General features: G+C 52.7%; 26 protein-coding genes (1 of these 26 cut by a window edge). 15 read left to right on the forward strand and 11 right to left on the reverse strand.

Annotated elements, in window-relative coordinates:
• Positions 1-35: 35 nt before the first annotated feature.
• Both QP938_00840 and QP938_00845 read right to left on the reverse strand, forming a co-directional pair.
• Positions 36-686, reverse strand: coding sequence for a replication protein P (locus QP938_00840; GenBank protein ID WIO74481.1), 651 nt, complete (start codon positions 684-686; stop codon positions 36-38).
• The gene (locus tag QP938_00845) at positions 598-1,698 is read right to left on the reverse strand and encodes a DnaT-like ssDNA-binding domain-containing protein (protein WIO74482.1); all 1,101 of its coding nucleotides are present in this window, start codon (positions 1,696-1,698) and stop codon (positions 598-600) included. The genes QP938_00840 and QP938_00845 overlap by 89 nt, the downstream gene beginning before the upstream one ends.
• Before the next feature lie 131 nt (positions 1,699-1,829).
• On the opposite strand from QP938_00845, the gene QP938_00850 reads away from it, so the two are divergent.
• The 5 genes from QP938_00850 to QP938_00870 all read left to right on the forward strand — a co-directional run bounded on the left by QP938_00850 (position 1,830) and on the right by QP938_00870 (position 9,069).
• Positions 1,830-3,983, forward strand: coding sequence for a TonB-dependent receptor (locus tag QP938_00850; GenBank protein ID WIO74483.1), 2,154 nt, complete (start codon positions 1,830-1,832; stop codon positions 3,981-3,983).
• Positions 3,984-4,111: 128 nt separating this feature from the next.
• Positions 4,112-6,172, forward strand: coding sequence for a TonB-dependent receptor (locus tag QP938_00855; protein WIO74484.1), 2,061 nt, complete (start codon positions 4,112-4,114; stop codon positions 6,170-6,172).
• A gap of 176 nt (positions 6,173-6,348) precedes the next feature.
• The gene (gene radA / locus QP938_00860) at positions 6,349-7,710 is read left to right on the forward strand and encodes a DNA repair protein RadA (protein WIO74485.1); all 1,362 of its coding nucleotides are present in this window, start codon (positions 6,349-6,351) and stop codon (positions 7,708-7,710) included.
• 3 nt (positions 7,711-7,713) lie between these two features.
• Positions 7,714-8,085: a DUF6164 family protein gene (locus tag QP938_00865; protein ID WIO74486.1), complete on the forward strand. Its 372-nt coding sequence runs from the start codon at positions 7,714-7,716 to the stop codon at positions 8,083-8,085.
• 60 nt (positions 8,086-8,145) lie between these two features.
• A complete protein-coding gene (locus QP938_00870; protein WIO74487.1) occupies positions 8,146-9,069 on the forward strand; it encodes a lipase family protein in 924 nt (307 codons plus the stop codon).
• 11 nt (positions 9,070-9,080) lie between these two features.
• Here the strand turns inward: QP938_00870 and waaC are convergent, their stop codons facing one another.
• The 4 genes from waaC to QP938_00890 form a co-directional block, all read right to left on the reverse strand.
• Entirely contained in the window at positions 9,081-10,133 is a 1,053-nt protein-coding gene (waaC, locus tag QP938_00875; GenBank protein WIO74488.1) for a lipopolysaccharide heptosyltransferase I, read from the reverse strand.
• Positions 10,134-10,359: 226 nt separating this feature from the next.
• On the reverse strand, positions 10,360-10,950 hold the full coding sequence (locus tag QP938_00880) for a YceI family protein (GenBank protein WIO74489.1): 591 nt from the start codon (positions 10,948-10,950) through the stop codon (positions 10,360-10,362).
• Positions 10,947-11,495, reverse strand: a complete 549-nt coding sequence (locus tag QP938_00885; protein ID WIO74490.1) for a cytochrome b — start codon at positions 11,493-11,495, stop codon at positions 10,947-10,949. Before QP938_00885 ends, QP938_00880 begins: the two co-directional genes overlap by 4 nt.
• Before the next feature lie 15 nt (positions 11,496-11,510).
• On the reverse strand, positions 11,511-12,113 hold the full coding sequence (locus tag QP938_00890; protein ID WIO74491.1) for an NAD(P)H-dependent oxidoreductase: 603 nt from the start codon (positions 12,111-12,113) through the stop codon (positions 11,511-11,513).
• A gap of 113 nt (positions 12,114-12,226) precedes the next feature.
• Here QP938_00890 and QP938_00895 point away from each other — a divergent pair, with 113 nt between their 5' ends.
• Positions 12,227-13,141, forward strand: a complete 915-nt coding sequence (locus QP938_00895) for a LysR family transcriptional regulator (protein ID WIO74492.1) — start codon at positions 12,227-12,229, stop codon at positions 13,139-13,141.
• Between the two features lie 79 nt (positions 13,142-13,220).
• Positions 13,221-14,102 (forward strand): sensor domain-containing diguanylate cyclase, encoded by an 882-nt coding sequence (locus tag QP938_00900; protein ID WIO74493.1) that lies wholly within the window; start codon positions 13,221-13,223, stop codon positions 14,100-14,102.
• Positions 14,103-14,165: 63 nt separating this feature from the next.
• Here the strand turns inward: QP938_00900 and QP938_00905 are convergent, their stop codons facing one another.
• Complete coding sequence (locus QP938_00905) at positions 14,166-15,233, reverse strand: branched-chain amino acid aminotransferase (protein ID WIO74494.1); 1,068 nt, start codon at positions 15,231-15,233, stop codon at positions 14,166-14,168.
• A 199-nt stretch (positions 15,234-15,432) separates the two neighbouring features.
• Here QP938_00905 and QP938_00910 point away from each other — a divergent pair, with 199 nt between their 5' ends.
• Positions 15,433-15,798, forward strand: coding sequence for an STAS/SEC14 domain-containing protein (locus QP938_00910; protein WIO74495.1), 366 nt, complete (start codon positions 15,433-15,435; stop codon positions 15,796-15,798).
• Positions 15,799-15,899: 101 nt separating this feature from the next.
• Positions 15,900-16,508: a MarC family protein gene (locus QP938_00915; GenBank protein ID WIO74496.1), complete on the forward strand. Its 609-nt coding sequence runs from the start codon at positions 15,900-15,902 to the stop codon at positions 16,506-16,508.
• Between the two features lie 9 nt (positions 16,509-16,517).
• Here the strand turns inward: QP938_00915 and hemJ are convergent, their stop codons facing one another.
• Positions 16,518-16,970 (reverse strand): protoporphyrinogen oxidase HemJ, encoded by a 453-nt coding sequence (hemJ, locus tag QP938_00920; protein WIO74497.1) that lies wholly within the window; start codon positions 16,968-16,970, stop codon positions 16,518-16,520.
• 32 nt (positions 16,971-17,002) lie between these two features.
• Positions 17,003-18,769: a chloride channel protein gene (locus QP938_00925; protein WIO74498.1), complete on the reverse strand. Its 1,767-nt coding sequence runs from the start codon at positions 18,767-18,769 to the stop codon at positions 17,003-17,005.
• A gap of 90 nt (positions 18,770-18,859) precedes the next feature.
• Here QP938_00925 and argC point away from each other — a divergent pair, with 90 nt between their 5' ends.
• The 6 genes from argC to QP938_00955 all read left to right on the forward strand — a co-directional run bounded on the left by argC (position 18,860) and on the right by QP938_00955 (position 24,496).
• Positions 18,860-19,891, forward strand: coding sequence for an N-acetyl-gamma-glutamyl-phosphate reductase (gene argC, locus QP938_00930; protein WIO74499.1), 1,032 nt, complete (start codon positions 18,860-18,862; stop codon positions 19,889-19,891).
• A gap of 12 nt (positions 19,892-19,903) precedes the next feature.
• Complete coding sequence (locus tag QP938_00935; GenBank protein WIO74500.1) at positions 19,904-20,629, forward strand: hypothetical protein; 726 nt, start codon at positions 19,904-19,906, stop codon at positions 20,627-20,629.
• A 23-nt stretch (positions 20,630-20,652) separates the two neighbouring features.
• Positions 20,653-21,057 carry a polymer-forming cytoskeletal protein gene (locus QP938_00940; GenBank protein WIO74501.1) on the forward strand — a complete coding sequence of 135 codons (405 nt, stop codon included), beginning with the start codon at positions 20,653-20,655 and terminating at the stop codon, positions 21,055-21,057.
• 145 nt (positions 21,058-21,202) lie between these two features.
• Positions 21,203-21,556 carry an iron-sulfur cluster insertion protein ErpA gene (erpA, locus tag QP938_00945; protein ID WIO74502.1) on the forward strand — a complete coding sequence of 118 codons (354 nt, stop codon included), beginning with the start codon at positions 21,203-21,205 and terminating at the stop codon, positions 21,554-21,556.
• A 12-nt stretch (positions 21,557-21,568) separates the two neighbouring features.
• Complete coding sequence (locus tag QP938_00950) at positions 21,569-22,063, forward strand: acyl-CoA transferase (protein WIO74503.1); 495 nt, start codon at positions 21,569-21,571, stop codon at positions 22,061-22,063.
• A 93-nt stretch (positions 22,064-22,156) separates the two neighbouring features.
• On the forward strand, positions 22,157-24,496 hold the full coding sequence (locus tag QP938_00955; protein ID WIO74504.1) for a DNA polymerase II: 2,340 nt from the start codon (positions 22,157-22,159) through the stop codon (positions 24,494-24,496).
• Between the two features lie 6 nt (positions 24,497-24,502).
• On the opposite strand, the gene QP938_00960 is transcribed toward QP938_00955, so the two are convergent.
• The gene (locus QP938_00960; protein ID WIO74505.1) at positions 24,503-25,621 is read right to left on the reverse strand and encodes an anhydro-N-acetylmuramic acid kinase; all 1,119 of its coding nucleotides are present in this window, start codon (positions 25,619-25,621) and stop codon (positions 24,503-24,505) included.
• Positions 25,622-25,653: 32 nt separating this feature from the next.
• Positions 25,654-26,654: the 3' portion of a peptidoglycan DD-metalloendopeptidase family protein gene (locus tag QP938_00965; protein WIO74506.1), read on the reverse strand. Its footprint extends 412 nt past the window's final position; the window shows 1,001 of its 1,413 coding nt (coding positions 413-1,413); its start codon lies off the right edge, out of view — the gene reads right to left on this strand; its stop codon occupies positions 25,654-25,656.

The raw sequence follows: 26,654 nt of genomic DNA on the forward strand, positions 1-26,654 counted from the left end.
GCCATATGGCTCGCCTTTTTAATTAAGCTTGTTTTTTAATCCAACAGCTTTTTGATGTCCGCCAATTTCTTCTTGCTTTCCGATTTTGGCAATGGTGTGCTGGGTTTTTCTTCAAGCAGTGCGGGCGGTTCAACGATCAGTTCTTCACCAGCCAGCACGCGATTGCAGACCTCGCGGTATTTCTTTTCAAACACCGGAAAGGCCTTACTCTCAATTTCATTGGCGAGCAGATACCAGCCGCTGTCGAGGGCGGCGTGGTAAACCGCCGGATGGGACCATGCATAGGCAGCTTTAGGTGAAGGTGCGTTGCAGGCCTCCTGATAGGCGTCGCGAGCACTGGGCAACCCTTTGCCCGGTCCTTGTGCGCGGCACAGTTCGTTCATGCGGTGCAGATTGGGCAGGTATTCGCACTCTTCAATGGCTACCTTGGCGGCGCGCAAAATCTGCTCCGGCGCGTATTTGGACAGGCTGTCCAGCCACAATTTCTTATTCTGGTTGAGCTGCTCGGTATCCGGGTAGGCGCTGTAGTACTGGTTGTGATAGTTCAACCGGAACAGGGTGAACACCTGATTGATGGTATCGATCAGAGTGTCGCGATCAACTTGCCCAGCTGCGGTCGCTGAGGTCGTCGATGAGTTCTCGAGCTCTTGTACTGCCTGATGAATAAGATCGTTTCCCTGTTTCATGGGTTTGACTCGCGGTGGTTGGCAGGGCGATCCGGTTCGCCCAGTTGCGTTTTACGTTTTGCAGGAAGCGGGTGTTCCAGGAACTTTCGGCTCGGCCGGTATCTTTCCAGTAAATAACAAACTCGGCGACCTGGCGCTCGGCAAATTGGCGGTCGATATTGGCCAGTGCCAGCACCTCAAACACGGTTTCGTCCGGGCGCCAGTCGGCGGGGATCGTTCGTGGCTCAGCATCGTTCTGGATTACTGCCGTGTAACGGGCCCACTGGCGTTTGATATGCAGAATAAAGCGTGAATTCCAGGTGGAGGAGCGCTCGCCGCGTTCGCACCAGTAGAGTACAAATTCGGGAATAGCATCTTCAATAAAGTTGGCGCTGATGCCTGCCTGGCGAGTGAGAATCTCGAAGGCATCCTGTGAAGGGCGCCATTCCGGGAACATACCCTGCTCGCGATTTTTGCGGCTCTGCTCGGTCTGTTGCTCGCGCCACAGTCGAAGAACCTGTTTGATAAATTTCGATCCCCAGCTGCGTTGCGGTTCGCCCCGTTCGCTCCAGTAGGTCACAAATTCCGGCACTTGCTCAAGAGCAAATTCCCTGGGAATGCTGTACTGGGCCAGTTGCCGCAACAACTCCTCCTCCGGTTGCCAACGGTGGTCTATAAAGTTGGCATTTCGTGTGCTGGCCGGCGATGAATGTGGGGCCCGTTGAGCAGGGCGCCCTTGATTGATCGCAAACCGCAAGCTGTTGCTGCTGGCAAATGGGGCTGACCCGATCAGGATAATCCCCTGATCGCGAAGGTTCTGGCTGATGCGTTGAATATCCCGAGGTTGCCAAAAGGGCACAAACTGCTGAAGTTGTTCACCACTGATTTCCACCCAGTCGTAACCATTGCGCTGCTCAACGCTGTGAAACAGCGCGATATCACTCAGCACATGCAACAAAGTGGCCTCCTCCAGGCCAATTGTGGCAGCCAGGGAAGGAGAGATGACCAGAGGTTTTTCGGGGAGTAAAGACATGGCGCCACTGTATCAGAAATTTGGCTGTTTTTGGGTTAAAGCTGACCCCTGACCAGCGAGTCTATTGCGTTCACAATGTGACGGAGTACACTTATCGGCTTTGTGGATTTTCACACAGGGATGCGATCATCATGAGCGCAAATAATAAGATTAAAAATACGCTGTTCCTGAGGTCAAATGGTGTAATTCGAATCGTCGGGGTTGCTCTACCATTTTGGTGTGCCTCTGTGCAGGCCGATGGTTTGGACGAGTCACTTAACGAGAGCGACTTTCTGCAGGGCTTGCCTCTGGTTATGTCGGCAACAAGACTTCCGCAAACGGTAGTCGATACCCCGGCATCCATTACCATACTGGATCGCAAGCTGATTGATGCCTCTGGTTTCACAGAGATTGGGGACCTGTTTCGTCTGGTGCCCGGGTTTCAGGTCGGCTTGTCCTGGCGTGATCACCACACGGCCATTACTTACCACGGTCAGACCGACGGCTTATCTCGGCGTATGCAGGTGTTGGTGGATGGCCGCACCGCCTTTACCTCCCAATTTGGATTGACCGACTGGGATCGATTGGGGATCACTGTACAGGATATAGAGCGCATCGAGGTGGTCAGGGGGCCAGCCAGTGCCAGTTACGGATCCAATGCTTTTGTCGGGGCGATCAATATAGTCACTCGCGATCCTGTACAGTCGGCACGCATTGAGTGGTTTGCTACTGCTGGTAGTGAAGATACCCAGATCACCGGCTCCCGTTACCGTTATATCGGTGAGCGACTCGAATACACCGCCTCGGCTAATTACCTCCATAGTGATGGTTTTCCCAACGGCAATAGTGATGTCGCTGTGGTAGGGGCTCGTTTACAAGGCCGCTATTTGTTCCCGGGCAGTCAATTGCTGGAGTTTCAGGTGGGTCACGCTTCTGGTCCTTCCGGACGAGGTGGGAATGGTTCACTGCCTGATCCATTGGGTTATAAACAGGTGGCTGAGCAGCACAGTGTTTTACGCTTTACTGAAGCGCGCTCCCCTGACAATGAGTGGTATCTGCAGTTTAGTTACGACCGTACCCGCCGCGATGATCGCAACACGATTGGCACTGTTTCGGATGTGCTGGCTGCCGGGGGAATAGACGCTGTAGACCAGCAGCAGTATCTCGATGATTTCTCTGCGTTAACAGGGATAGAGTTCGACAGCGAATTTCTCGGTCAGCAGACGATGGCTGGTCCATACGACTATCACGCTGACCGGCTCGATATGGAATTCCAGCAAACCCTTGTGTTTGGAGATAAAGCCCGATTGGCCTGGGGGGCGGGAGTACGCAAAAATCGAATCAAGGGCCACCTGGTGTTGCAGGAAGGAGCCTATTTTGATGATTTGAGCAGTCGAGTTTATGGTAACTGGGAATACCGCCTGGGGGATTGGCTGGTCAATGCGGGGGCCATGTTTGAGGGAGGTGATATGACTGCTGGCGATGTTTCGCCCCGCATTGGGATTAATTATCGACTGGCCGAAAACCACCGACTGCGAGCCAGCGCTGCTCGAGGCTGGCGTCATCCTTTTATTGGGGAGGCCAACCACGAAATTGCTCTCAAGAGCGAGGATGGTTTTACGCTAGAGCGATTTGTGGAGGTACCTGGCGATCTTACTCCCGAGCGAATCACAACACATGAACTGGGTTATGTGGGCTGGTGGCTGGATGGAAGACTTTCGACAGAAGTGAAGCTGTACCGTGAACAGATTCGCAACGAAATACAGGAACACTTTGTTCCCTGTTACATCGCTTCATCAGCGTGCGAACTGTCCAACCTGTTTGGTGCAGTAAATGGCAATCCCAATGGAGTTATCTATCGCGTTAATGGTGGCAGCACAAATATTCAGGGTGTTGAGGGCAATCTCGACCTGAACATGGGCAGCGCCGGTAGACTCTGGCTGTCATATGCATATGCCGATGCAGACCAGCAATTGCCAGTCGGTGCGGTGCGTGGGGCCTATTCGCACAGTGGTACTCCTACGCTCACAGCCAGTGCGCTCTGGAGTCTGGATTTCTCCTCGGGTTGGCAGCTCAGTGCCGGGTACTATTACCGGGATCGTATGGCCTGGTTCTTCTTTGGGGGAGATACCGAAACCTATGATCGAGTTGATTTGCGAGTGGCGAAAGACTTCACGGTAGAGAGAAGCCGATTTCGAATCGAGTGGATTGCACAAAATATTGTAGGCAGTAGTTACAGCGAATTTACTCCAGCCAACCAATTTGGCCAGAGGCAGTTCCTGCGCTTTAGCTGGCAACTTGACTGAGGCATTGTTTTGCAGCCAAAAAGTGAATGTCCCTCGAAAATCTGGTCGCTTTAAGAGGTTGTTGTCATTAGGTCGGGCAAAGTAAACTTGCCATGAAAAATAAATAAACCGAAGAAAGAGTACGCCTTTTGATATCAAGCATTTATCAGGGATGCCTTAATTATTTGCCTGGACTGTTGCAAAGGAAACCACTCGCCAGTTGTTTGACCATAGTGCTGGCTCTTGGCTGCGAAGCAGCTACTGCCTCTGACGATTTTACTGAAGAAGATCTGTTGGCCGGTATTCCAACCGTTATTACCCCAACCCGTTTGCCTCAATCCGTAGCCGAAGCCCCCGTATCAGTAACGGTCATTGACCAGCAATTGATTCGGGCCTCAGGTGCTGTAGAAGTTTACGATCTTCTCAGACTGGTTCCAGGCATGCAGGTCGGTATGACCTTTCGTCACCACTACCCGGCGACAACGTATCACGGTCAAAGCGATGGTCTGTCCCGCCGCATGCAAGTTCTGGTGGATGGCAGGGTAGCGCTGGGCTCCCAGTTTGGCATTATCGACTGGGATAGGCTTGGTATTACCGTTCACGATATTGAGCGCATCGAAGTAGTGCGTGGTCCTGCGAGTGCCACCTATGGCTCCAACTCGTTTGTCGGGGTGATCAATGTGATCACTCGTGACCCGGCCACTGCTCCTGACCTGGAAGTAACCTCCAGTTTTGGCAGCCAGGACCAACAGTTGCACAGCTTGCGATACAGCCATAGCGATGTGCAGTTGGACTATCAGCTCGGGCTTACCTATTTCACCACCGAGGGGTTTGACGGCGTCAACGATCAGGTGGAGGCCGGAGCACTTCGCTTTAAAGGCCATTACCAGTTTTCCCCACTGCAGAGTCTGGACTGGCAGATGGGCCATGCCGAAGGGCCGGCTGGTCGCGGAGGCGGTGGTATACCGGTCATTGATCCGGTCGGTGAGATGGATGTTAATGAAAGCCACCTGATTATGCGCTGGAATCAGCTGCAATCCCCACAGAGCGACTGGTATGCGCAATTCAGCTACAACCGAAACCGCACTGACGATCGTCTCTACCTGGGAACAGTGTCTGAGTTTTTGGGCTATCTGCCGGAAGGAATAGAGGACGAACCGGTAGGGGTGGGCATCTATGATTTTCACTCCGAGCGACTCGATTTTGAGTTTAAACATACCCATTCGCCCTCTGACAGCAGTCGCCTGGTGTATGGAGCCGGGGTTCGTAAAAACAGCATGAAAGGGGTGCTGGCTATGCAGTCCCCCGATTACTACAAGGATTACAGCGCCCGGGTCTTTGCCAACTGGGAACAGCGCAATGGGAACTGGTTGTTTAATGTCGGCGGATTGTTTGAAGATGGCGATCTCGCCAGTGGCAACCGCTCTTTTAGGTTGGGGGCCAATTACCAGTTCACGCCGGACCAGACTTTCAGGGCCAGCTATTCCGAGGGAATGCGTTCGCCAACCATGGGTGAGGCATTCAATGGCATTGGTGTCAAAACCTTAAGCGGACAAGTGCTGGAGGCATTTGTTGGCTTCCAGTCAGTACAGCAGCCGGAGAAAATAACCAGCTATGAGCTGGGTTATGTGGGCAGTTGGCTGGATGGCAAGATGAATGCTGATGTCAAACTGTTCCATGAGGCCATAGATCGCGAAATCAGTGAGGTACTGGATCCAACGGTTCCGGAGTTGGTCTCCATCATTAATCCCGGATCCTTTGTTCGCATTGATGCCGGCGAAACCCACATTCATGGCGCCGAGATCAATATCGATTACAAACCCTGGCAGGGTGGCCGACTCTGGGCGGCCTACAGTTATACGCCAGTGGAGCAGGACTCAATTCCGGGTGCTTTGAGAGCTATCCAGCAATCCCCCGCGACGCCCCGCGATACAGCAGCGCTTTCACTGTCACATGAATTTGGTGAAGGTTGGCAGGCGTCTTTGAACTACTACTACCTGGGTGAAATGGCCTGGCAGGTGTGGGGTGCTGATCTGGACAGCTATGACCGGATTGATGGGCGGGTGGCTCGAGACTTCACAATTGGTCGCGGCCAGGCGCAAATCGAACTGATTGGCCAAAACCTTTTTGGCAGCAGCTACCACGAGTTTAATCCCACCAACGATTTTGATCGCCGTATATTTGTGCGCTTTTCCCTGCGGTATGATTAGATGCCTTTCATAACTACTGCGCTTGGTAATACGGCGTTAAAAAGTGGCTCAAAATGCTCATTTACTTCAGTAGACTCCGCTTTTTCGCCACTTTTTGCCTTGTCTTACCGGCGCTCGTTACGTTATGAAACAGCCTCTAGGCTCTAATAATTTGACCCTACTCACAGGGAGTGCTGATGGCCAAACAAAAAACCGCCTACGTCTGCAGCGACTGCGGCTCTGACTACAGCAAGTGGCAGGGCCAGTGCAGTGACTGCGGCGCCTGGAATACACTCGCCGAAATGCGCTTTGCCAAGGCGCCGCGCGCTGCCAATAACGGTGCCGGCTACGCTGGTGCCGCCGATGGTGAAGTAAAGCGGCTGTCGGAAATAGCCCTGGATGAAGTGCCCAGAATCGGTTCCGGAATGCGCGAATTTGATCTGGTGCTGGGAGGCGGGCTGGTACCCGGTTCCTGTGTACTGATCGGTGGCGAACCGGGAGCGGGCAAAAGTACTCTGTTGCTGCAGACCCTCTGTTTTCTCGCCCAATCCCAGGACACCCTCTATGTTACCGGTGAAGAGTCGCCTCAGCAGGTAGCAATGCGTGCGCAACGTCTGGGGCTGCCCACTGACAAGTTGCAGATCATGGCGGAAACCAGCGTTGAAACGATCTGTAATACCGCCCAGCAAACTCGCCCCAAAATTCTGGTAGTGGACTCCATTCAGGTTATGCACCTGGCTGATATTCAATCCGCACCCGGCAGTGTCTCCCAGGTTCGTGAGAGCGCCGCCCAGCTGGTTCGCTTTGCCAAGCAAACCGGCACAGTACTGCTGCTGATCGGTCATGTCACCAAGGATGGCTCACTGGCTGGCCCTAAAGTCCTGGAGCACATGATTGACTGCTCATTGATGCTGGAAGGCTCAGCCGACAGTCGCTTTCGCACCCTGCGCGGCATCAAAAACCGCTTTGGGGCCGTGAATGAGCTGGGGGTGTTTGCGATGACTGAAACCGGCTTGAAAGAGGTGCACAACCCGTCGGCCATTTTTCTCAGTCGCGCCGACGAAGTAGCTTCCGGCAGCGTAGTGACTGTAGTGTGGGAAGGTACCCGACCTCTGTTGGTGGAATTGCAGGCACTGGTAGATGAGAGTCCATTCAACAATCCACGCCGCGTAGTGGTGGGGTTGGATCACAATCGCCTGGCCATGCTGCTGGCGGTACTGCATCGCCATGGTGGCATTATGGCGGCGGATCAGGATGTATTTGTAAATATGGTTGGTGGCGTAAAAGTGGTGGAAACCAGTGCCGACCTGCCACTGTTACTTGCTGTGGTGTCGAGCTTTCGCGACAACACACTGCCACGGGAATTGATTGCCTTTGGCGAAGTGGGGCTCTCCGGTGAGCTGCGCCCGGTACCCAGTGGAGCCGAGCGTTTGCGCGAGGCAGCCAAACACGGCTTCAAGCGCGCCATTGTGCCAGCCGGTAATGCTCCCAAACAGCCCATTAATGGTATGCAGGTTATCGCCGCGAAAACCCTCGCCGAAGCGCTGGAGGCCATCTGAGTCATGGCTAAGCTGTTGTTTAAACTCAACAACGTCCCTGCCGACGAGGCACAGGAGGTTCGCCAGTTGCTGGATGATCACCAAATCGATTTTTACGAAACGCCGGGTGGCAATTGGGGGATATCGGTGGAAGCGATCTGGCTGCATGACGACAGTCGTCTGTTGGAAGCTAAAGCGTTGCTGGAAGAGTATCAAGCGGAGCGGAGTCGCCGGGTTCGCGCTGAATACGAACAGTCACGAGCGCAGGGTGAGCACCCCAATCTGTGGCAAAAAATCTGCGCCAATCCGCTACCGGTTATAGCCCTGATGGCGTTGGCAGCGGCGATTATTTACTTTTCGGTAGTGCCGTTTTTTGACCTCTTTCACGGCAACTGAGCCGGATAATCACTAAAAATAACACTCAATAACAACAATTCATCTCAATAAGGAACATCCATGCCTCAAATCAATTTGGCTGGCCGAACTGGCTGGCTGGTTGCCGTGTTTATGACATTACTGGCAGGCTGCTTGCCAGTCGAAAAAAACCAACCTGCATCTGAGCATCACAAGGAGAGTGCGATGAGTGACCAAAAAGTTAATTTTAAAGAAGTGCTCTGGTATGCAGAGCGCGCCAAGGCAGCGTATCAATCAGAAGCGGAAATTCGCCGCGCTTTTCCTCAAACAGTGCGAGTGGCACAAGTGGCTGGTACGGATGTTCAGTATTTTGTCGAGCATTTCCCAGAGCAGAATCTGCAGGTAGTCACAGTTCGCGGCACTGATAACCTTGCCAACTTCAAACAGGATGCCGAGTACCTGCCGGAATTGAATAGCAAGCTGGGTATTCGTGTACATCGCGGCTTTGATAGCGATACCAGTAAGCTTTACGCTGACTTGCTACCGCATCTCGACAAGGACATGGAGGTGAAGGTTACCGGCCACTCACTGGGTGCGGCGATCAGTACACTGCTGATGATGTATCTGCACCAGGATGGTTATCAGCTCGGGCCGTCAATCAACTTCGGCCAACCCAAAGTCACCAACAGTGAAGGAGCCAAAGCCTGGGAATTTCTGCCTCTGTTGCGGGTGGTGGACGAAAATGATCTGGTGCCATTGGTGCCGCCCACCACATTGCTGGACTCCCTGCACGGTCATTACGAGCACTTTGGCCGCGAAGTGATTCTGTTGGAGGCGGAGTATTTTGTTTACTTGCCACAGCATCAGGCAATGAAGGATTCACTGGATTCGTTCTGGAACAACCTGGGCAATGAGAGTGTCGACGAGCACTTTATGGCCAACTACCTGAAAAATATTCAGCCGAAACTGACCAAAGCTATCCCGGTGGATTACCACAAGCGGGAAGACTTTGTTCCCGCCGGTTAAAATAGCCTCACCTACTCGGGCAAGTTAATCGTTCGCGAGCGCAGTACATCGAATTCCTGCCACACCTGATCGGCGGCAACGCCGTTCAGGCATTGCGCCTCCGGACCGCGGTAACTGTCCACCTGACAAAAACGCTTGTAGCAGGGCGTACAGGAAAATCCCGGTGCCACTTTTTGCTCGGCATTATTGCCGGTGGCACCGATTAACGCTGGATCGGTGGGGCCGTACAGGGTGAGTGTTGGTACATCCAGCGCCGCTGCAATATGGGCCAGACCAGTATCTACACAGATTGCGCCGCTGCTTATACTGAACAGAAACGCCAGTTCAGAGAGCGGCAGTCGCGGTAACACCATCGCATGGTCATAACCCTGAGCCAGCCGGTGGGCACGCGCTTCTTCTTCAGCGGAACCCCAAGGCAGCAAAACCCGGTAATTCTGCTGACCGGCTATATCAATCAGATGACGCCAGTGAATTTCCGGCCAGCACTTGTTGGTCCAGCTGGCATTGTGGACAAACATCAAAAATTGTTGCTCGGGAAGATCTATTGCCGGTTGTGGCCACTGTCGGTCGACCAGGCCAAAGTCCGGTGCGGTATCTGGCAGTTCGTAGCCCAGAGACTGGGCAAACAGTTTGCGCAAGCGAGTGATAGCCAGTTGCTGGCGAGGCAGGTGGAAGTGGCGGTGATAGGCCCAGTGGGCGCCGTATTCCCGTGCGGTGGCCTTGTCGAAGCCGCATTTGTTGCCATTAGCCAGTGCTGTAACGACCGCACTTTTATGGTTGCCCTGTGCGTCGATTACACAGTCATACTCAACCGATTGAAGTTGCTGTTTGAAGGATTTCAGCTCACCGCTTTTCAGGGTTTTAAAAAGCTGTTTCTTCCAGCGCCGGTGAGCGGTGGGGATAGTGTTGCCCACTGCTGAATGCCAGCGCGGAATTTCCGCAAATGCCTGATCCACTACCCAGTCAAACTTGATATCGGGAATGGCTCTTCGAGCATCGGTTAGCGCCGGAAGGGCCTGCACCAGATCACCCATGGAGCTGAGTTTGACAATAAGTACGCGCATGAAAGAGGGATCGACCATTGGTGAAAAACAGCCGCGGATGCTATCACGCTATGGAGTATCAAACAAAAACCGGGGCGAATTTCAGAGACTATTTCAAATAGCCAATTGGTTGTCATCCCCGCGTAAGCGGGGATCCATCGTGAATTGTATTCGGTGTTATGGATTTCCGCCTGCGCGGAAATGACGGCTTTGACGATCTGGAATGTGACGTGGCGAAGCCAATCACTTATTCAGGCATATGAATTCCTTCCACATCCAGAGTCATGAAGACTGTGTCGGCAGGGCCAACAGGCTTCATGCCAAAGTCGGCGAGCTTCAGTGCCACAGTGCCGCGGAAACCGGCGTGTGTTGCACCTTTGATCCAGGGGGATTCGCCGGAGCCGACTTTTTCCACCGCAATGGAGATTTCCTTGGTAACGCCGCGCAGGGTCAAGTTGCCGATGAGAGAAGCCTTGCCATCACCACTGTCTTTGAATGCGGTGCTCTTGAATGAAGCTGTCGGGTACTTTTCTACATTCAGGTATTCGTCACTGCGCAGGTGTTTGTCGCGCTCAGCGTGCATGCTGTCTATGCTGGCAACATCTATTTCCACTTCAACGCTGGAGACGGAGGGGTTGGCTTCGTCGTAGACAAAGTGACCGTCAAAACTATTGAAACGGCCGTTGAGCCAGCTATAGCCCAGATGTTGGATGGAAAACTGAATAAAAGCGTGAGCGCCTTTGGTATCAATCTTGTAGGTCTGCGCGCTGGCTGGCAGGGCTGAGCCAAACAACAGGGCAGTAAAGCCGGCAATTGCTAAATTTTTCAAGGTTTTCATGGGGTTCTCCTGTTGGAAAAAGTCATTTTTCTGAGCGTGTTGTCTTTGTTGATAAAGTGATGCTTGAGAGCAGCCAGTGCATGAAGGGCGGCAAGGCCTATTACCAGCCAGGCCAGCACTTCGTGAATTTCACCGGCAATATCCTCCTGATGGGGTATGTCGGTTATTGTGGCCGGTACGCTGAACCAGCTGAATACCTCAATTGCGCGGCCATCGGCGGTGGAAATAAGGTAACCGGAGACCATGATCGCCAGGATCAACAGATAGAAGCAGCGATGCACCCAACGGGCGATGTTGCGTTCAAGGGCGCTGCCTTCTGGCTCCGGTTCCACACTTGTCCAGCGCCACACCAATCTGAACACCAGCACCGCGAACAGTAAAATACCGATACTTTTGTGCCAGTGTGGCAGGGTGCGGTAGAGCGGGTCGTAGTAATCCCGACCCATCATCTCCAGCCCAAGCCAGAACATACCGATAATTACCACGGCCATCAGCCAATGCAGCAATTTGGCCATCAAGCCATAACTCTTCGAGGTGTTTTTCATGAGAGGGTTCTCACATCAGGCAGCAGCTTTATGGTGCAACATTTCACTGGCTTGAGACAGCGACTGATCGCGAATTTCTCCCATAGCCAGTCCTTCTGCGTAGACAAATTCAATGTCGGTAATGCCGAGGAATGAGTAGAAATTGCGAATGTAATCAGTTTGGGTGTCTGCCGGTGTGCCGGCGTATTGGCCACCGCGGGTGGCGATGACATAGAGCTTCTTCCCGTTCAATAATCCCTGCGGTCCATTCTCGGTGTAGCGAAAGGTGACCCCGGCGCGGGCGATATGGTCGATCCAGGACTTTAGCGTCGATGGAATCCCGAAGTTGTAGAGCGGCAGCCCCAGAACAATAACGTCGCTGGCCTGCAGCTCCGCGATCAGCTCATCGGATAGCTTTGCTGCCTGCTGTTGCGATTCGGACCGCTGGTCTTCCGGCAATCCAAACCCGCTGAATGAGTCGGCGGTCAGATGGGCGATCGGCTGTTTGGCCAAATCGCGTTCAGTGACAGTAGTATGCGGGTATTTCTGGCGAAGCTGTTCAATAAACTCGATCGACAGGCTGCGAGAGGCGCTATTGCTGTCAAACAGACTGGTTTGCAGAGAAAGTATGCGGTTCATAATAACCTCCTGAAGGCGTATCAATGGTGTTAGCCAATGGAACGACAGTGAGATTACATCTAAAATCATGCTCATAAACCGGTGAATATAGATCATTAATATCGAATATCTAGATGAAAAAACTATTGACGACCCCAAAAGTTACTCTGGAACAGTGGCGTATTCTGCTGGCAGTCGTTGAGTACGGCAGTTTTGCGGCGGCAGCAGACAGGCTGTTGAAGAGCCAGTCGACGGTCAGCTACGCGATGGCTCGATTGCAAGAGCAGCTGGGTGTTGCGGTATTTGAGCAACAGGGGCGGAAGGCGGTATTAACCGAGGCGGGAGAGCTGGTAGCACGTCGTGCCCAAACACTGGTTTCCGAGGCGCAATCGCTGGAGCAGGCGGCCATTGACCTGGCGGCTGGCTGGGAGCCGGAAATTCGCATTATGGTGGATGTGATTGTTCCACAGACCCTACTGATTAATGTGCTCAAGCAGTTTGCCCCAGAATCCCGCCATACCCGCATTGAACTACTGGAAGGCTCTCTTTCCGGAACCACTGACGCTATTGTCCATGGCCATGCTGATTTGGCACTTGGTGGAGTTTTGCCGACAGGCTATTTATCCGAGCCGATTTGTCAGGTTCAGTTTGTCGCCGTCGCTGCGCCAGATCACCCACTGGCCAAACTTGAGTCACCGGCTCGTGAAGGAGACCTGAAACTGCATCGTCAGTTTGTTGTGCGCGACTCGGGACCACGTCGCAGACTGGACGCCGGATGGCTTGGCGCGGAGCAACGCTGGACGGTTAGTCATTTTCAGCAATCGGTTCGTCTACTGGTTGCTGGGCTTGGCTATGCTTTTATTCCCCACCACGTCGCCCAACCCTATTTGGACAGTGGAGAGCTGGTGGTTGTCAAGGTAGCCAGTGGCAGTACTCGAGATGTGCCACTGAGAATGGTGTTCGCTGACCGGGAAAATGCAGGTCCGGCTTTGCAGCGTTTTGCTGAAATTGTTCGGGATCAGGGACAGACGTATCGTTTTTCCGGTTAATCGGCATGCAGAACTGTGGAACAGCTCAAGAAAAGTGACTAATTTTTGAAGACGACCCATAAAAAATTAAGAGAGTGGTATGCCCGAAAACTCGGTTGGTGACCTGGAAGTCTTTTTTCGAATGTCCAACGACATGCTCTGTATCGCCGATACCAGCGGCTACTTTCGGCGTGTAAACCCCTCTTTTGAGCGTAAATTGGGTTACACACAGCACGAACTGTTGAGTAAGCCTTTTTATCACTTTATCCACCCCGATGACCGGGACGCCACAATGAAGGAGCTGGACCGCCTGACGTCCGGTATCCAGACCATCTGTTTTGAAAACCGATACATGCGTAAGGATCAGAGTACAGTCTGGTTATCCTGGGATTGCCCTGCCCCCACAGAAGACGGCTTGTTATATGCCATAGCCCGTGATGTGACTGAGCAGCGGGCTATCCAGATGCGCTTGGAAGATATGGCTCATCGGGATTCCCTGACAGGCCTTAACAATCGTGCTGCTTTCATCAACGAATTAAATCTGGTTATGGCGCAGTTTCGTCGTCACGACATCCCCTTCGCGCTGTTGTACCTTGACCTCGACGGCTTCAAGGCGATCAATGATAAGTACGGCCACGGTATTGGTGATCAGGTACTGCAGGAGATCGCTTTGAGATTTAGTCGCTGCAGTCGCGAAAGCGATATGGTAGCCCGTATCGGGGGTGACGAATTTGCCATAATTCTTCAGGCTGAGCCCTTGGAACCGGAGCAGATGGGGGTGCGCATGTTGGCTGAACTGGAAGCGGATATTCTGGTTGCTGAAAAAGTCTTTCGATTGGGTGCCAGTATAGGAATCGTCCATTCCACACAGAAAATTCATTGTGTCGATAAGATGATTCGCTGTGCAGATTTTGCAATGTATACAGCCAAGCGTGAAGGGGGCAGTCGAGTATCTCGCTATCAGCTGAGTGCAGTTGAGTAATGCTGTTTTCCCCATAAAAAAACCGGAGCATGGGCTCCGGTTTTTTTATGGCTTGGGATTGGTTCAGGAAACTTCGATGACCTGGGTCCAGCCAAACTTGTCTTCCTTGGTACCGTACTGAATGCCGGTCAGCTCATCGTAGATACGCTTGGCCACCGGACCGGTCTCATTGCCGTTGATCAGGAACTCGTCATCCTTCATGCCGAGTTTTCCAACTGGCGCAATAACCGCAGCTGTACCGCAACCAAACACTTCAGTGATAGCTCCAGACTTGATGTCGCGCAGTACGTCGTTGATATCAATGGTCTCTTCAGACACTTCGTAACCAAGGTCGCGAGCCAGCTCGATCACTGATTTACGCGTAATGCCGGGCAGAATGCTGCCTGAAAGTTTCGGTGTAATGATCTTATTGCCGTAGACGAACATGATGTTCATCGCACCCACTTCTTCCACGTAGCGACCTTCGATAGCATCCAGCCACAGCACCTGGGAGTAGCCGCGTTCGGCGGCCTGTTTGCCAACAAACAGGCTTGAGGCATAGTTGCCGCCTGTTTTCGCTTCACCAACGCCACCTTTAACGGCACGGCGGTAAGTGTCGGAGATGTAAACGCCAACCGGGTTAAAGCCCCCTTTGAAATAAGGGCCTACCGGTCCGCCAATCACATAGTGCTTGTAGCTGCTGGAAGGCATAACGCCCAATGCATTCTGGGTGGCGATCATGGTTGGACGAATGTAGTAAGCCGAACCCGGTTCAGAGGGTACCCACTCCTGATCCAGCTTGACCAATTCTGCAACAGACTCAACAAATACATCTTCGTCGACAGTTGGCATGGCCATGCGCACAGCCGAGTTGTTAAAACGACGGGCATTCTCGTAAGGGCGGAACAGGTTGATATTGCCATCAGGGCGGCGATAGGCCTTCATGCCCTCAAAAATTTCCTGGGCATAGTGAAGTACAGCGCACGCAGGATCCAGGGTGAATGGGCCATAGGGGCCAACGGTGGCGTCGTGCCATTCGCCATTGGAATAGTCCTGGGTAAACATGTGATTGGAGAATACTCCGCCAAAACCCAGCTCTTTTGGAACAGGTTTGCGGCTTTTCTCGTCCACAGGCTGGATTTTGATTGCCATTGATAACTCCATAGGTATCGGTTGGTTGTTGTCGATCGACAAGGTCGAAAGTGTAGCTGATTATTATTGGTCAAACGCAGCTTGGGCAAGAGACGGATTGGTCGTTTATTGTACAGCACTTCTCGCTGGATAGATGACCCCTGTCAGTACTAGACTGTTATCTGGGGTCAGGTCCCGACAATAACAAGGAGAAATCACCATGATGAGTTGTACCCTGTTTGACGATATTGGCGTTTGCTTGCTTGAACCGGCGGAACAGTTGACCGAAGCCGACTTTGCTGAGGCGACCAGTACAGTGGATGCATATCTGGCCAGCCATGATCATCTCAATGGCCTGGTAGTACATGCGGAATTTTTCCCCTGGTGGGCGGACTTTGCCGCTTTGGCGGCTCATCTTAAATTTGTCCGCGACCATCATCGTCAAATCAAGCGGGTAGCAATCTGTAGTGATTCCGAAATGGCTGACCTGCTTCCGAAAATAGCCAACCACTTCGTAGCAGCAGAAGTTCGCGCATACGATGGCAGCCAGGTGTCCGAAGCTATGCATTGGGTTCAGGGCGAATAGGTTCGGGTCTTAAATAAGGGCGCTATAATGCGCCCCGTTTTTTAACAGTAACCGTGTCACCTTTATGGGGTGCATTCAGGTGATTTGGCTAGCGAGAGCGTATGAGCAGTTTCATTTGGCAGGATATTTTTACAACAGTAGCGACACTGTTTTTTATTATGGATCCACTGGGGGTTGTACCGCTGGTGTTGTCCATGCTCAAAAGATTCGATGACAGGAAAAAACGTCGAATTATCATTCGCGAACTGGTTTTTGCCCTGATCATTCTGCTCGGAATACTATTTGCCGGAAATTCCATTCTCGGCTTTTTGGGCCTTCAGCAACCCACACTCAATATCGCCGGCGGTATCCTGCTGTTTATTATCGCTATCCGCATGGTGTTCCCGCCTGAAACCAAAGAGGCAGAGAGCGCAGTGGAGGACCCGTTTATCGTGCCCCTGGCAATGCCGATGCTGGCAGGACCGTCCGCGATTGCCGTGTTGTTGCTGTTGAGCACAAACGAACCTGAGCGAATCTGGGAGTGGACCACGGCGCTGGTTATTGCTTGGGGGCTGACGGCGGTGATTCTTCTTGCATCCCCTTTCTTGTTACGCATCCTCGGCAATCGTGGATTGCGTGCGGTGGAGCGGTTGATGGGGATGTTGCTGATTCTGATTTCTATCCAGATGTTCCTGAATGGTGTTTCCCAGTATCTGGGATCTTTGTCCTGAAATTAAAAGTCAGGCCGCGAAAGGCCTGACCACCACCATTACTACAATGCCAATCAGCAAAAGTACTGGTGCTTCATTAAACCAACGGAAGAATATGTGAGAGCGGTTGCAGGTGTCTTTTTGAAACTGCTTTAAAAAGTAGAAACACGCCATGTGATAGACAACAAGCAGGGCTACCATTGCCAATTTGGCATGAAACCAGGCCTGGTTAAGGTAGTAGTGCAGGTTGTCTCCCGCCAGAAGTCCACCCAGAAAGATGGTTGCCACCATCGAGGGGGTGGCGATGCCGCGGTAGAGCTTACGCTCCATGATTTTGAAACGTTCCCTGCTGATCTCATCGTCCGCAGAGGCGTGATAGACAAACAGCCGCGGCAGGTAAAACAGGGCCGCAAACCAACACACCACCGCGACAATATGAAAAGACTTGATCCATTGGTAATTGCTGATAATCCAGTCGTGCATGGGGCTCGCTTCTTGTTGTGTTGATAATTGGTTCAGTGATAGTAATTATCTATAGCTTCGCGAGTAATGATACCGGAAACTTCCGATTGGAGTGGTGCGCTGGTGGAGCGGCTGACATAAATCGCCATGGCGTTCTGGTGGCGCATCAGTTGTAACGCTTCCTTGAGGGAGGCGCGAGGGTGAATGGGTTTCAGCTCGCGGTGTTGGCCTGGAATGTCGAGGAGGGCTATGGGTTGGTCTTCTTCCCATAGTGAGGTATCCGACGCTTCAAGATAATGCGCCAGGTCTGAGGGACGCAAAAGATATTTGGTTTCCCCAACATCCTCTATGACGATCCAGTCTGGTTTGCTCTCCAGTATTGCCAAAGCCTTTTCCCAGCCAATAGAACGCGAGCAACTGACAAAGTCACGGTTCATCAAGCTGGTGACACCTGAACGGCTGAGCATCTGGAATACCGGTGAGGAGAGTCGATCCGGGTCATGCCCGATAAGAAACAGACCGGGCAATCTCGAGAGAATACGAGCGGTCACGCAGGCAATCACAATTACCAGCATCGCCGGCATCAGAATGTGAGGGTGATAGGTCAGTTCCAGTAGTGCAATCAGCGCGGCGAGTGGCGCATTGAGCACCGCACCCATCATCGCCGCCATACCCAGCATAGCGTAGAGACCTGGGCCAGACGCCAACTCGGGCATCATAAAACCACCCAGTACACCCAGGGCACCACCAAGGCAGGCACCGGATACCAGAGTGGGAGACACCATGCCTCCAGGCAGGCCGAGTCCTACTACGGTAGTGGCGACCAGAATCTTGATCAGGCCAATAGCGATCAACAGGCCAAGCCCAAGTTGACTGTAGAGTGCCATCTCAATTGTGTCGTACCCCAGCCCCAACACCTGTGGCAGCATCCAGCCTGCAGTCCCGGCAATTAACCCCGCAGCAAGGGTGCGCCAAAGAATCGGGTATTGCTGAACCTTTGCGCTGAGCTTATGCATACGGAGTATTACAGCGGCCACCGCACCAATCGTAAGACCAGACAGAATCAGGTAAGGAATCTCCCACAGGCTGCCCAGCTCGACGGCTGGGACCATAAATGCCGGGTCATCTCCGTAGACTGCGCGAGACACTACTGTTGCTGATACCGAAGCCAAAATAATCGGAATAAATCCAGTGACTGTGTATTCAAGCAACACCACCTCCATCGCAAAGATCACACCGGCGAGAGGGGTGTTGAATGATGCGGCGATGGCTGCGGCGACACCGCAGCCTGCCAGCAGGCGCAGATTGTTATTGGGCAGTTTCATCTGCTTGCCCAGCCCGCTTGCACAGGCGGCGCCGAGGTGAACCGCCGGGCCTTCCCTGCCAACCGGGGTGCCGGTGGAGAGCAGCAGCGACCCACAGATAAACTGGGTGATGGCATTACCACTCGGCATTCTGCCCTGATGTTTGTGTACCCGCTCTACCACATGGGAGACGCCAACTTGACGGCGATGAGGATCAATAAAGTGAAGAATAATCCCAACCAGCAAAGCACCGCCCAGCGGCAATAAAAAGTGGATCATAGAGGGCAGTGACTCAAAGGCTTCGGTGCTGTCCCCTTCAAATAGTGCGTGTAACGGTAACTCAAATGACAGTCGGAACAGTAACGCAATGACCCCGGTGATGATGCCGCTCACCAAACCCAGTATGGCCAGTTGTGGCAGTGCATCACTGAATGCCAGGCGGTGCCGAAAATTGGCGGCGTGATTGCTGAACCATCGAATCGGGGCGGAGCGTTGGCGTTCTGGATGTGGAGGCATGCGAATGTGGTTTCCGACGATGGTTTCGTTGTGAAGTGGTTCAGGTATTATAAGCAGGTAATTATCAGGAAACAGTCGGGAATCAATCGAGTGATCAAAGTTGGAATTATTGGTGGTACCGGGTACACCGGAGTGGAGCTGTTGCGTTTATTGGCGTCTCACTCGGATGTTGAAGTGGTGGCGATTACCTCGCGCAGTGAGTCTGGCCGGCCGGTGGCGGACCTCTTTCCCAATCTGCGCGGCCACTATGACCTCTGTTTTACGGACCCTGACCCGGAGCAACTCAGTCATTGCGACGCAGTGTTTTTTGCCACGCCTCACGGTGTTGCCCATGCCCTGGCGCCAGCGTTTATCCAGCGCGGTATAAAGGTAATTGACCTGTCGGCGGACTTTCGCATACAGGACGTCCCCACATGGGAAAAATGGTACAAACAACCACACGGAGCGCCAGAGCTCTTGCCTGAGGCAGTTTACGGATTGCCGGAAGTTAATCGTCGCGATATCGCATCCGCGAACCTGGTTGCTTGTCCGGGTTGTTATCCAACCAGTGTGCAGCTGGGATTTTTGCCACTTCTGGAAATGGGGCTGATTGATTCTCGGGATTTGATTGCTAACTCTGCCAGTGGAGCAAGTGGTGCCGGTCGCCAGGCAAATATCGATACCTTGTTGACCGAAGCGGGAGGCAGCTTCAAAGCTTACGCTGCAGCAGGGCATCGCCATCTGCCGGAAATTGAACAAGGCCTGAAAGCGATGACCAATCAACCGGTGAGCCTGACCTTTGTGCCTCACCTGGTGCCAATGACACGTGGTATTCATTCAACCCTGTACGCGACCTTGTTGGATAAAACGGTCGATCTTCAAACACTGTTTGAGGAGCGCTTTAAGGATGAGCCTTTTGTGGATGTGATGCCCGCCGGTTCACACCCGCAAACCCGCTCTGTTAAGGGCGCTAACATCTGCCGTATTGCAGTGTTACGCCCCAACAATGGCGATAAGGTGGTGGTGTTGAGTGTAATCGATAACCTCACCAAAGGCGCCTCCGGTCAGGCGATTCAGTGTCTGAATATTATGTTTGGTTTGCCGGAGCGTCATGGTTTGCAGGCTCCTGCGTTACTGCCGTAATGGATACTGATAATGGCTAAAGAGGGTAAAAGTAACCAGGAGCGGTTGATTGTTCGACCCTACAGCCCACGCCGTGAGCGTCAAAAATTACTGCTTGCGGTGGCGATGATTGCCCTGAGCCTGATTGTGGGGCTGTTGTTGGGGGGGCAGTGGTTCGGGTACGAGATGAAACTAAGGCGTCAATTGGCGGTTGATTTGCAGACTCGCGACAAGCAGTTGGCAGAGGTGCAGCAGCAACTGGCAACCGCGGAGTTGGCCGCCGAAGTGGATCGTAATGCACTGGAGGCGGTTCGCCTTGAGTTATCAGAACTGCAGGGCGAGTTGGCCAGTAATGAAGAGGAGCTGAGCTTTTATCGCAATTTGTTGCAAGAGGGAAATGCTGCCACGGGGTTGGTGATCAGTGGTTTGACCCTTACGCAGGGCGAAGAGGGCGTATTGAATTACCGCTTGGTGGTTCAGCAGCGTGCAGGCAAGCTCAAGACAATTAAAGTAACCACGGTGCTGGAAGTAGAGGGGACCCAGGACGGTGAACTTAAAACCCTGACCCTGGGGGATGTCGATCCCGAACAGAATGACTATTACATGTACCTGAGCTTTCGCTACTTCTACGTTCATGACGGTACTATCTCGTTGCCCAATGGCTTTGAGCCGAACCAGGTCACAGTAAAAGTGTGGCCGGCAGGGCAAAATAAGAAGGCGGTGAGCCGTCAGTTTGAATGGAAATTGGAAGAGGTTTAATTACAGTGAGAGATAAAAAGAAAATGGCTGGAATTTCTAGCGGTGCAACCACTCTGGTTGCTGAAGGTACGCAAGTGGTGGGGGAAATCCGTTTTCACGGCAATTTGGAAATTGAGGGGATCGTGAACGGTAACATTATCGCTGAAGACCCGGAGAATGCCCGAGTACGTATCTTGCAGAGTGGCCAGGTGCATGGCGAAGTACATGCTCCGGAAGTGGTAGTGAATGGTCTGGTTGAAGGTGACCTTTTTGTAAGCAAGCATCTGGAACTGGCCAGTAAGGCCGTAGTTCAGGGCAACGTTCACTACGATTCCATCGAGATCGAGAAGGGTGCTCAAGTAAATGGCAGCTTTGTCCGTAATGCGGCGGCAGCCAAGACAGTTGATAAATTGAGAGCAGTAGATAGCTCGGAAATGGCTACGGCATAGAATCTTCCTGCACTTCTTGAATATCTGCGGAGGTGTATTTTTTCCAGTGGAGCGAAAGGCGACTAATACCCGACCTGTTTAATATGGTATTATTGCGGCCAGTCGCAAGAGATACCTTGCATCGAAGTACGCTATTGGAATGCCGATGTCAGAGATTGAAACTTTTGTTCCCGTTGCCCTGCAGGTTACCGACAACGCCGTCGCCAAGGTTAAAAGCCTGGTGGAGGAAGAGGGTAATCCAAATCTGAAACTACGGGTATTTGTCACCGGAGGCGGATGCTCCGGTTTTCAGTACGGCTTCTCCTTTGATGAAGAAGTTGCCGAAGATGATACCTTGATCGAATCCAGTGGAATCACCGTGTTGGTGGATCCGTTGAGCTATCAGTACCTGGTGGGCGGTACAGTGGATTATGAAGAGGGGCTCTCCGGTGCCCGCTTCCTGGTCAGTAACCCCAATGCCAGTACTACCTGTGGCTGTGGAGCGTCATTCTCGGTCTAGCAGGAGTGAACTATGATTCGCGCACTGTGGTTGGTTGTTTTATCTTCTTTGATGATGTGCTTGGCAAGCGTCGCTGAGCAGGAGCAACCGCCAAAAACCACAGTGCCAATCGTGATGGGCGAAGAGCATAACCCGGCGGATGAACCGCCAGGGTATGTCGCCCGCTTCGGATTGAACAATCCGGAGGATGTAAATGTTGCTCTTAAGCGTGCAGAGCAGATTTACCAGGATAGTGGCCTTGATGACAGCCTCCCGCCGATTATCTTTATTATCCATGGCCCCGAAGCGGCTATCTTCCTGAAAGAAAACTATTCAATCTATAAAGAAATTGTTGATCGCGCCGCACGACTGTCGGCGTTCAAGGTCATTGACGTCAAGGTTTGTGAAACCCGCCTTGGGGTTATGCAGGCACTGGACAAGCCACTGCATCCATTTGTGGGAACGGTGAAATTAGGTCCGGCAGAAATCGAGCGTCTGCGTCAGGAAGAGCAATTTGATTTGTTTTAGCACGTCCAATTTTATCCGATAACACTTTATTGAGAATTTGCCTTGTCGGCCCCCGCAAATACCACCACTTCATTCGTTTCGGGCAGAGGCTTTTTGCTTACCCGGGCAAGCAGTGATCACGCTGGAAACCCTCACATCGAATTTTGGCTGGCAACCGATAACGGACCTGTACGGCTGATGGTTGATGGTGAACAACCGATTTTCTTTATCGATCAATCGGCTGGGGCGCAGGCGGCTGCTCTGCTGAAGCATGAAGGGGTCGCTGTTGAGTTGAAGCCACTGTCACTGAGCACTTTTCAGCACCAGTCAGTCGTGGGCATCTACAGTACCAATATCAATCACAACCGTCGTGCCCAGCGGGTACTTGGCCAAGCGGGTATTGAGCTGCTGGAAGCCGACATTCGTTTGCACAACCGTTATCTTATTGAGCGGTTCATCTGTGGGGGTGTCGAGTATATTGGTTCGCCGGTGGCAAGAAACGGATTTACTGAATTGCGGCAATGCCGATTAAAACCTGCCGACTACAAGCCATCACTGCGTGCACTGTCCCTGGATATCGAGTGTGATCTCGATGGTGAACTGTTTTCTGTTGGCTTGTACAGTGCTGATCTATCCGTCGCCGAAGTGCTGATGATTGGTTCTCCGCAACCTTGCGAGGGAACCCGCATTGAATGGTGCAGCAGTGAGCGAGTGTTGTTGCAGCAGCTGATCAACCGAATTGAACAGCTCGACCCCGATGTGGTGATTGGTTGGAGTCTGGTGGATTTTGATCTGCGGATTCTGATGAAGCGTGCCGAAAAATTGCGGGTGCCATTTACCATCGGTCGCGATAAAAGCCAGCCACATTGGCGAGATGCACCAAGGGACAGCAGTCGCGGCTTTATGGATATTCCAGGTCGGGTTGCAATAGATGGCATCAGCGGACTGAAAAGTGCCACTTACCAATTTGACAGTTTTTCATTGGAGAGCGTTTCCCAGCAACTCTTGGGTCGAGGCAAGCAGGTTGAGGATGTGGATGATCGCATGGCGGAAATTCGCCACAATTTTCATCATGACAAACCGGCTCTGGCCGCTTATAACCTTGAAGACTGTCGGCTGGTGTGGGATATCTTTGAATACACCCAGCTGCTCGATTTCCTGTTATTGCGCAGCCAGCTGACCGGACTGGAGCTTGATCGCAGTGGCGGCTCTGTAGCTGCATTTACCAATCTCTACCTTCCCAAGCTGCACCGTGCTGGCTATGTGGCTCCCAATCTGCCGCCAGATGGCGGTTTGGTTAGTCCGGGAGGGTATGTGATGGATTCAAGGCCGGGCTTGTATCGCAATGTTCTGGTGCTGGATTACAAAAGCCTGTACCCCTCGATTATTCGCACTTTTAAGGTGGATCCTCTGGGCTTGGTGGAAGGTTTAAAGCAGCCTGACAAAGCAATTGAAGGATTTCGGGGTGGTTGCTTTGATCGCAACAAGCACTTTTTGCCAGACATTATTACCGGGCTTTGGCAGCAGCGTGACCAGGCCAAGAAAGATGACGATCAGCCGCGTTCACAGGCGATCAAGATTCTGATGAATTCTTTCTACGGCGTGCTGGGCTCAGGAGGCTGCCGCTTTTACGACACTCGCCTGGCAAGCTCAATTACCCTGCGCGGCCACCAGATTATGCAGGCAACAGCAGGGTGGATTGAGGAGCAGGGGTATCAGGTTATCTATGGGGATACTGACTCTACATTTGTGTGGCTCGATGGTGAGGTCACCGCGTCCCGGGCGAAAGAGATAGGTGCTGAGCTGGCAGCAATGATCAACGAGCGCTGGCAACAGGAGTTGAAGGATCGCCACCAGCTGGAGAGTTATCTCGAAATTGAGTTTGAAACCCACTTCAGCCGTTTTCTGATGCCAACCATTCGAGGCTCTGAAGCAGGTAGCAAGAAGCGGTACGCAGGGCTGATAGAAAACGCAGACGGCGAGAGGATGGTGTTCAAGGGGCTAGAAACAGTCCGTACCGATTGGACGGAACTGGCCAAGCGATTTCAGGTGCGGCTGTTTGAGCTGCTTTTTCACGATGGGGACCCATCGCAGTTGGTGAGGCAGACGGTCGATGAGACGCTGGCAGGCCGCTGTGATGACCTGCTGGTCTACCGAAAGCGGTTGCGCCGCAAGCTGGTGGACTACCAACGCAACGTGCCGCCTCATGTGCGGGCAGCGCGCCTCGCTGATCAGCGCAATGCCGAGTTGGGCCGATCGCTAAGGTATCAATCCAAAGGAGTTATCAGTTACCTGATGACCACCAATGGGCCTGAGCCACTGGAATATGCGAGCAGTCCTATTGATTATCAGCACTATATTGATCGGCAGCTCAAGCCGGTAGCCGATGCAATTTTACCGTTTGCCGGCCTCGATTTTGATCAGTTGATCAGTGCGCAATTGGGCTTGCTGTAGGCGCTGTTAAGCGAAATAAATGCCGCCCAGAATCGCTTCTTCACTGGCGCCGGTTACTGCCGGCATATTGCCGGGAAGACGAGTCAGTGTCTGTTTGGCGAGCCAGGCAAAAGCCACTCCCTCCACTCTTTTGGGGTCGATGCCCAGTTCCGCGGTGGACATAACTTTGGCCGGCGAGAGAAGCGCCTGTAGTCGGGCTGCCAGTTGTTTGTTCAGGGCGCCGCCACCACATAGGTAGACCTCAGTAGGAGAGCCGCACTGCCTAATGGCATCAGCGGCACTTCGAGCGGTAAATTCCAGTAAGGTGGCCTGAATATCCTGCGGCTCAAATCTTCGCTCCATCGCTTCAAGAATGCGTTGCAGCCACTTGCCATTAAAATCTTCACGACCGGTACTTTTGGGGGTGGACTGGCTCAGGAATGGGTGACTCAGTAAGCGCTTTAGCAGTTCCAGTTGAACAGTGCCGGATGCGGCCCATTCGCCATTCATATCGTATGGTTGCCCCTGGTTTTGTTGGCACCATTCATCCATCAACACATTGGCGGGACCAGTATCAAACCCACTGGCATTGCCATTGGCCGGCAGCCAGGTGACATTGGCAATGCCACCCAGATTCAGGATTGCCCGATCAATGGTTTGATCGGCAAAAGCAGCCTTGTGGAAAGCAGGTACTAGAGGTGCACCTTGGCCACCAAGTGCCATGTCGCGACGGCGGAAATCGGCGACGGTGGTTATGCCTGTCTTTGCAGCGATTACGTTGGGATCGCCGATCTGCAGGGTAAAGGGTTTTGATTCACCTCGTTGTGGGGGGCGATGGCGAATTGTCTGGCCATGACTGCCAATGGCTGCAATATCCATCGATGCCACTTGAGCTTCTCTAAGCAGTTGATTCGCAGCTTCTGTAAACAGCTCACCTAACATCTGGTCGCAACGCCCCATTCGATCTATATGATCGTCTCCCGGTTGGGTCAGAGTCAGAATTTCACTGCGAACAGAATCTGGAATAGGTAGCTCTGTGTGATGGCGAATCCGGGGAGTTGGAGTGCCGAAATCGACAAGAACCGCATCTATGGCATCAATGCTGGTGCCCGACATCAGGCCAATAAACAGGGTTGAGTCGGGCATAGCTTATCCTTAGTTCTTGAATTGTCTTGTGATTATCCGTCGGTGGATTTGAGTTCGTTCGCTTGGGCGTACTGCTTGGTGGACTGCATCTTTGCCAGTTCAGCCATAACCGGTCCGGTTTGAGCAAGAAAGCGTGCTTTCATGGCTGCATCAATCGGCTCGGCTTTGGGTAGTTCCACGGTGCGCGGATTGCGGTGCACACCGTTGACCAGAAATTCATAATGCAGGTGTGGTCCAGTGGCCAGGCCTGTAGAACCTACCGTGCCGATGGTTTGGCCTTGGCGAACGGTCTGGCCTTTTTTCACTTTGCGTTTATGCAGGTGCAGATACTTGGTCTGGTACTTTTGACCGTGCTGGATAACAACATAGTTGCCATTAGCACTGGTGTAGCCGGCACGAACGACCTTGCCATCACCTGCAGCGTAAACAGGTGTGCCTGTCGGAGCGGCGTAATCAATACCGCGGTGTGGCTTCACTTTTTTGGTGATGGGGTGCATGCGGCGCATGTTAAAGCCCGAGCTAACCCGTGCAAAATCCACCGGCGTACGCTTGAACGCCTTGCGCATGCTCATGCCTTCCGGAGTGTAGTAGTTGGCATGGCCACTGTCATCTTCAAAGCGGACTGCTTTGAAGGTTTTTCCCTGATTGGTGAATTCGGCGGCGAGGATATTGCCAGTGCCAATCAATTCGCCATTGAGGAATTTCTCTTCGTAGAGCACGGCAAAGCGGTCGCCTTTGCGAATATCCAGGGCAAAGTCGATATCCCAGCCGAAAATACCTGCCATTTCCATGATCAGGTTGTGAGGCATACCGGCACTGTCAGCAGCTACAAACAAAGAGCTGTTAATTTCTGCCTCGCGAAAGGTAGAAAGTAGCTCAGGCTCCAGCGCAACGTGTTCGGCATTGTAGCCCTGTTCTGAGCGAACAAACTGCCATGACTCCAATTGCGAAATGCGGTAACGCAGCGTGTCCAGCTGCCCTTCCTTATTCAGTCCAAACGACAGTTGCTCGCCGGGCATAATCCGTTGCAGTT

It is taken from the genome of Porticoccaceae bacterium LTM1 (assembly GCA_030252795.1).
Lineage (GTDB): Bacteria > Pseudomonadota > Gammaproteobacteria > Pseudomonadales > Porticoccaceae > SCSIO-12696.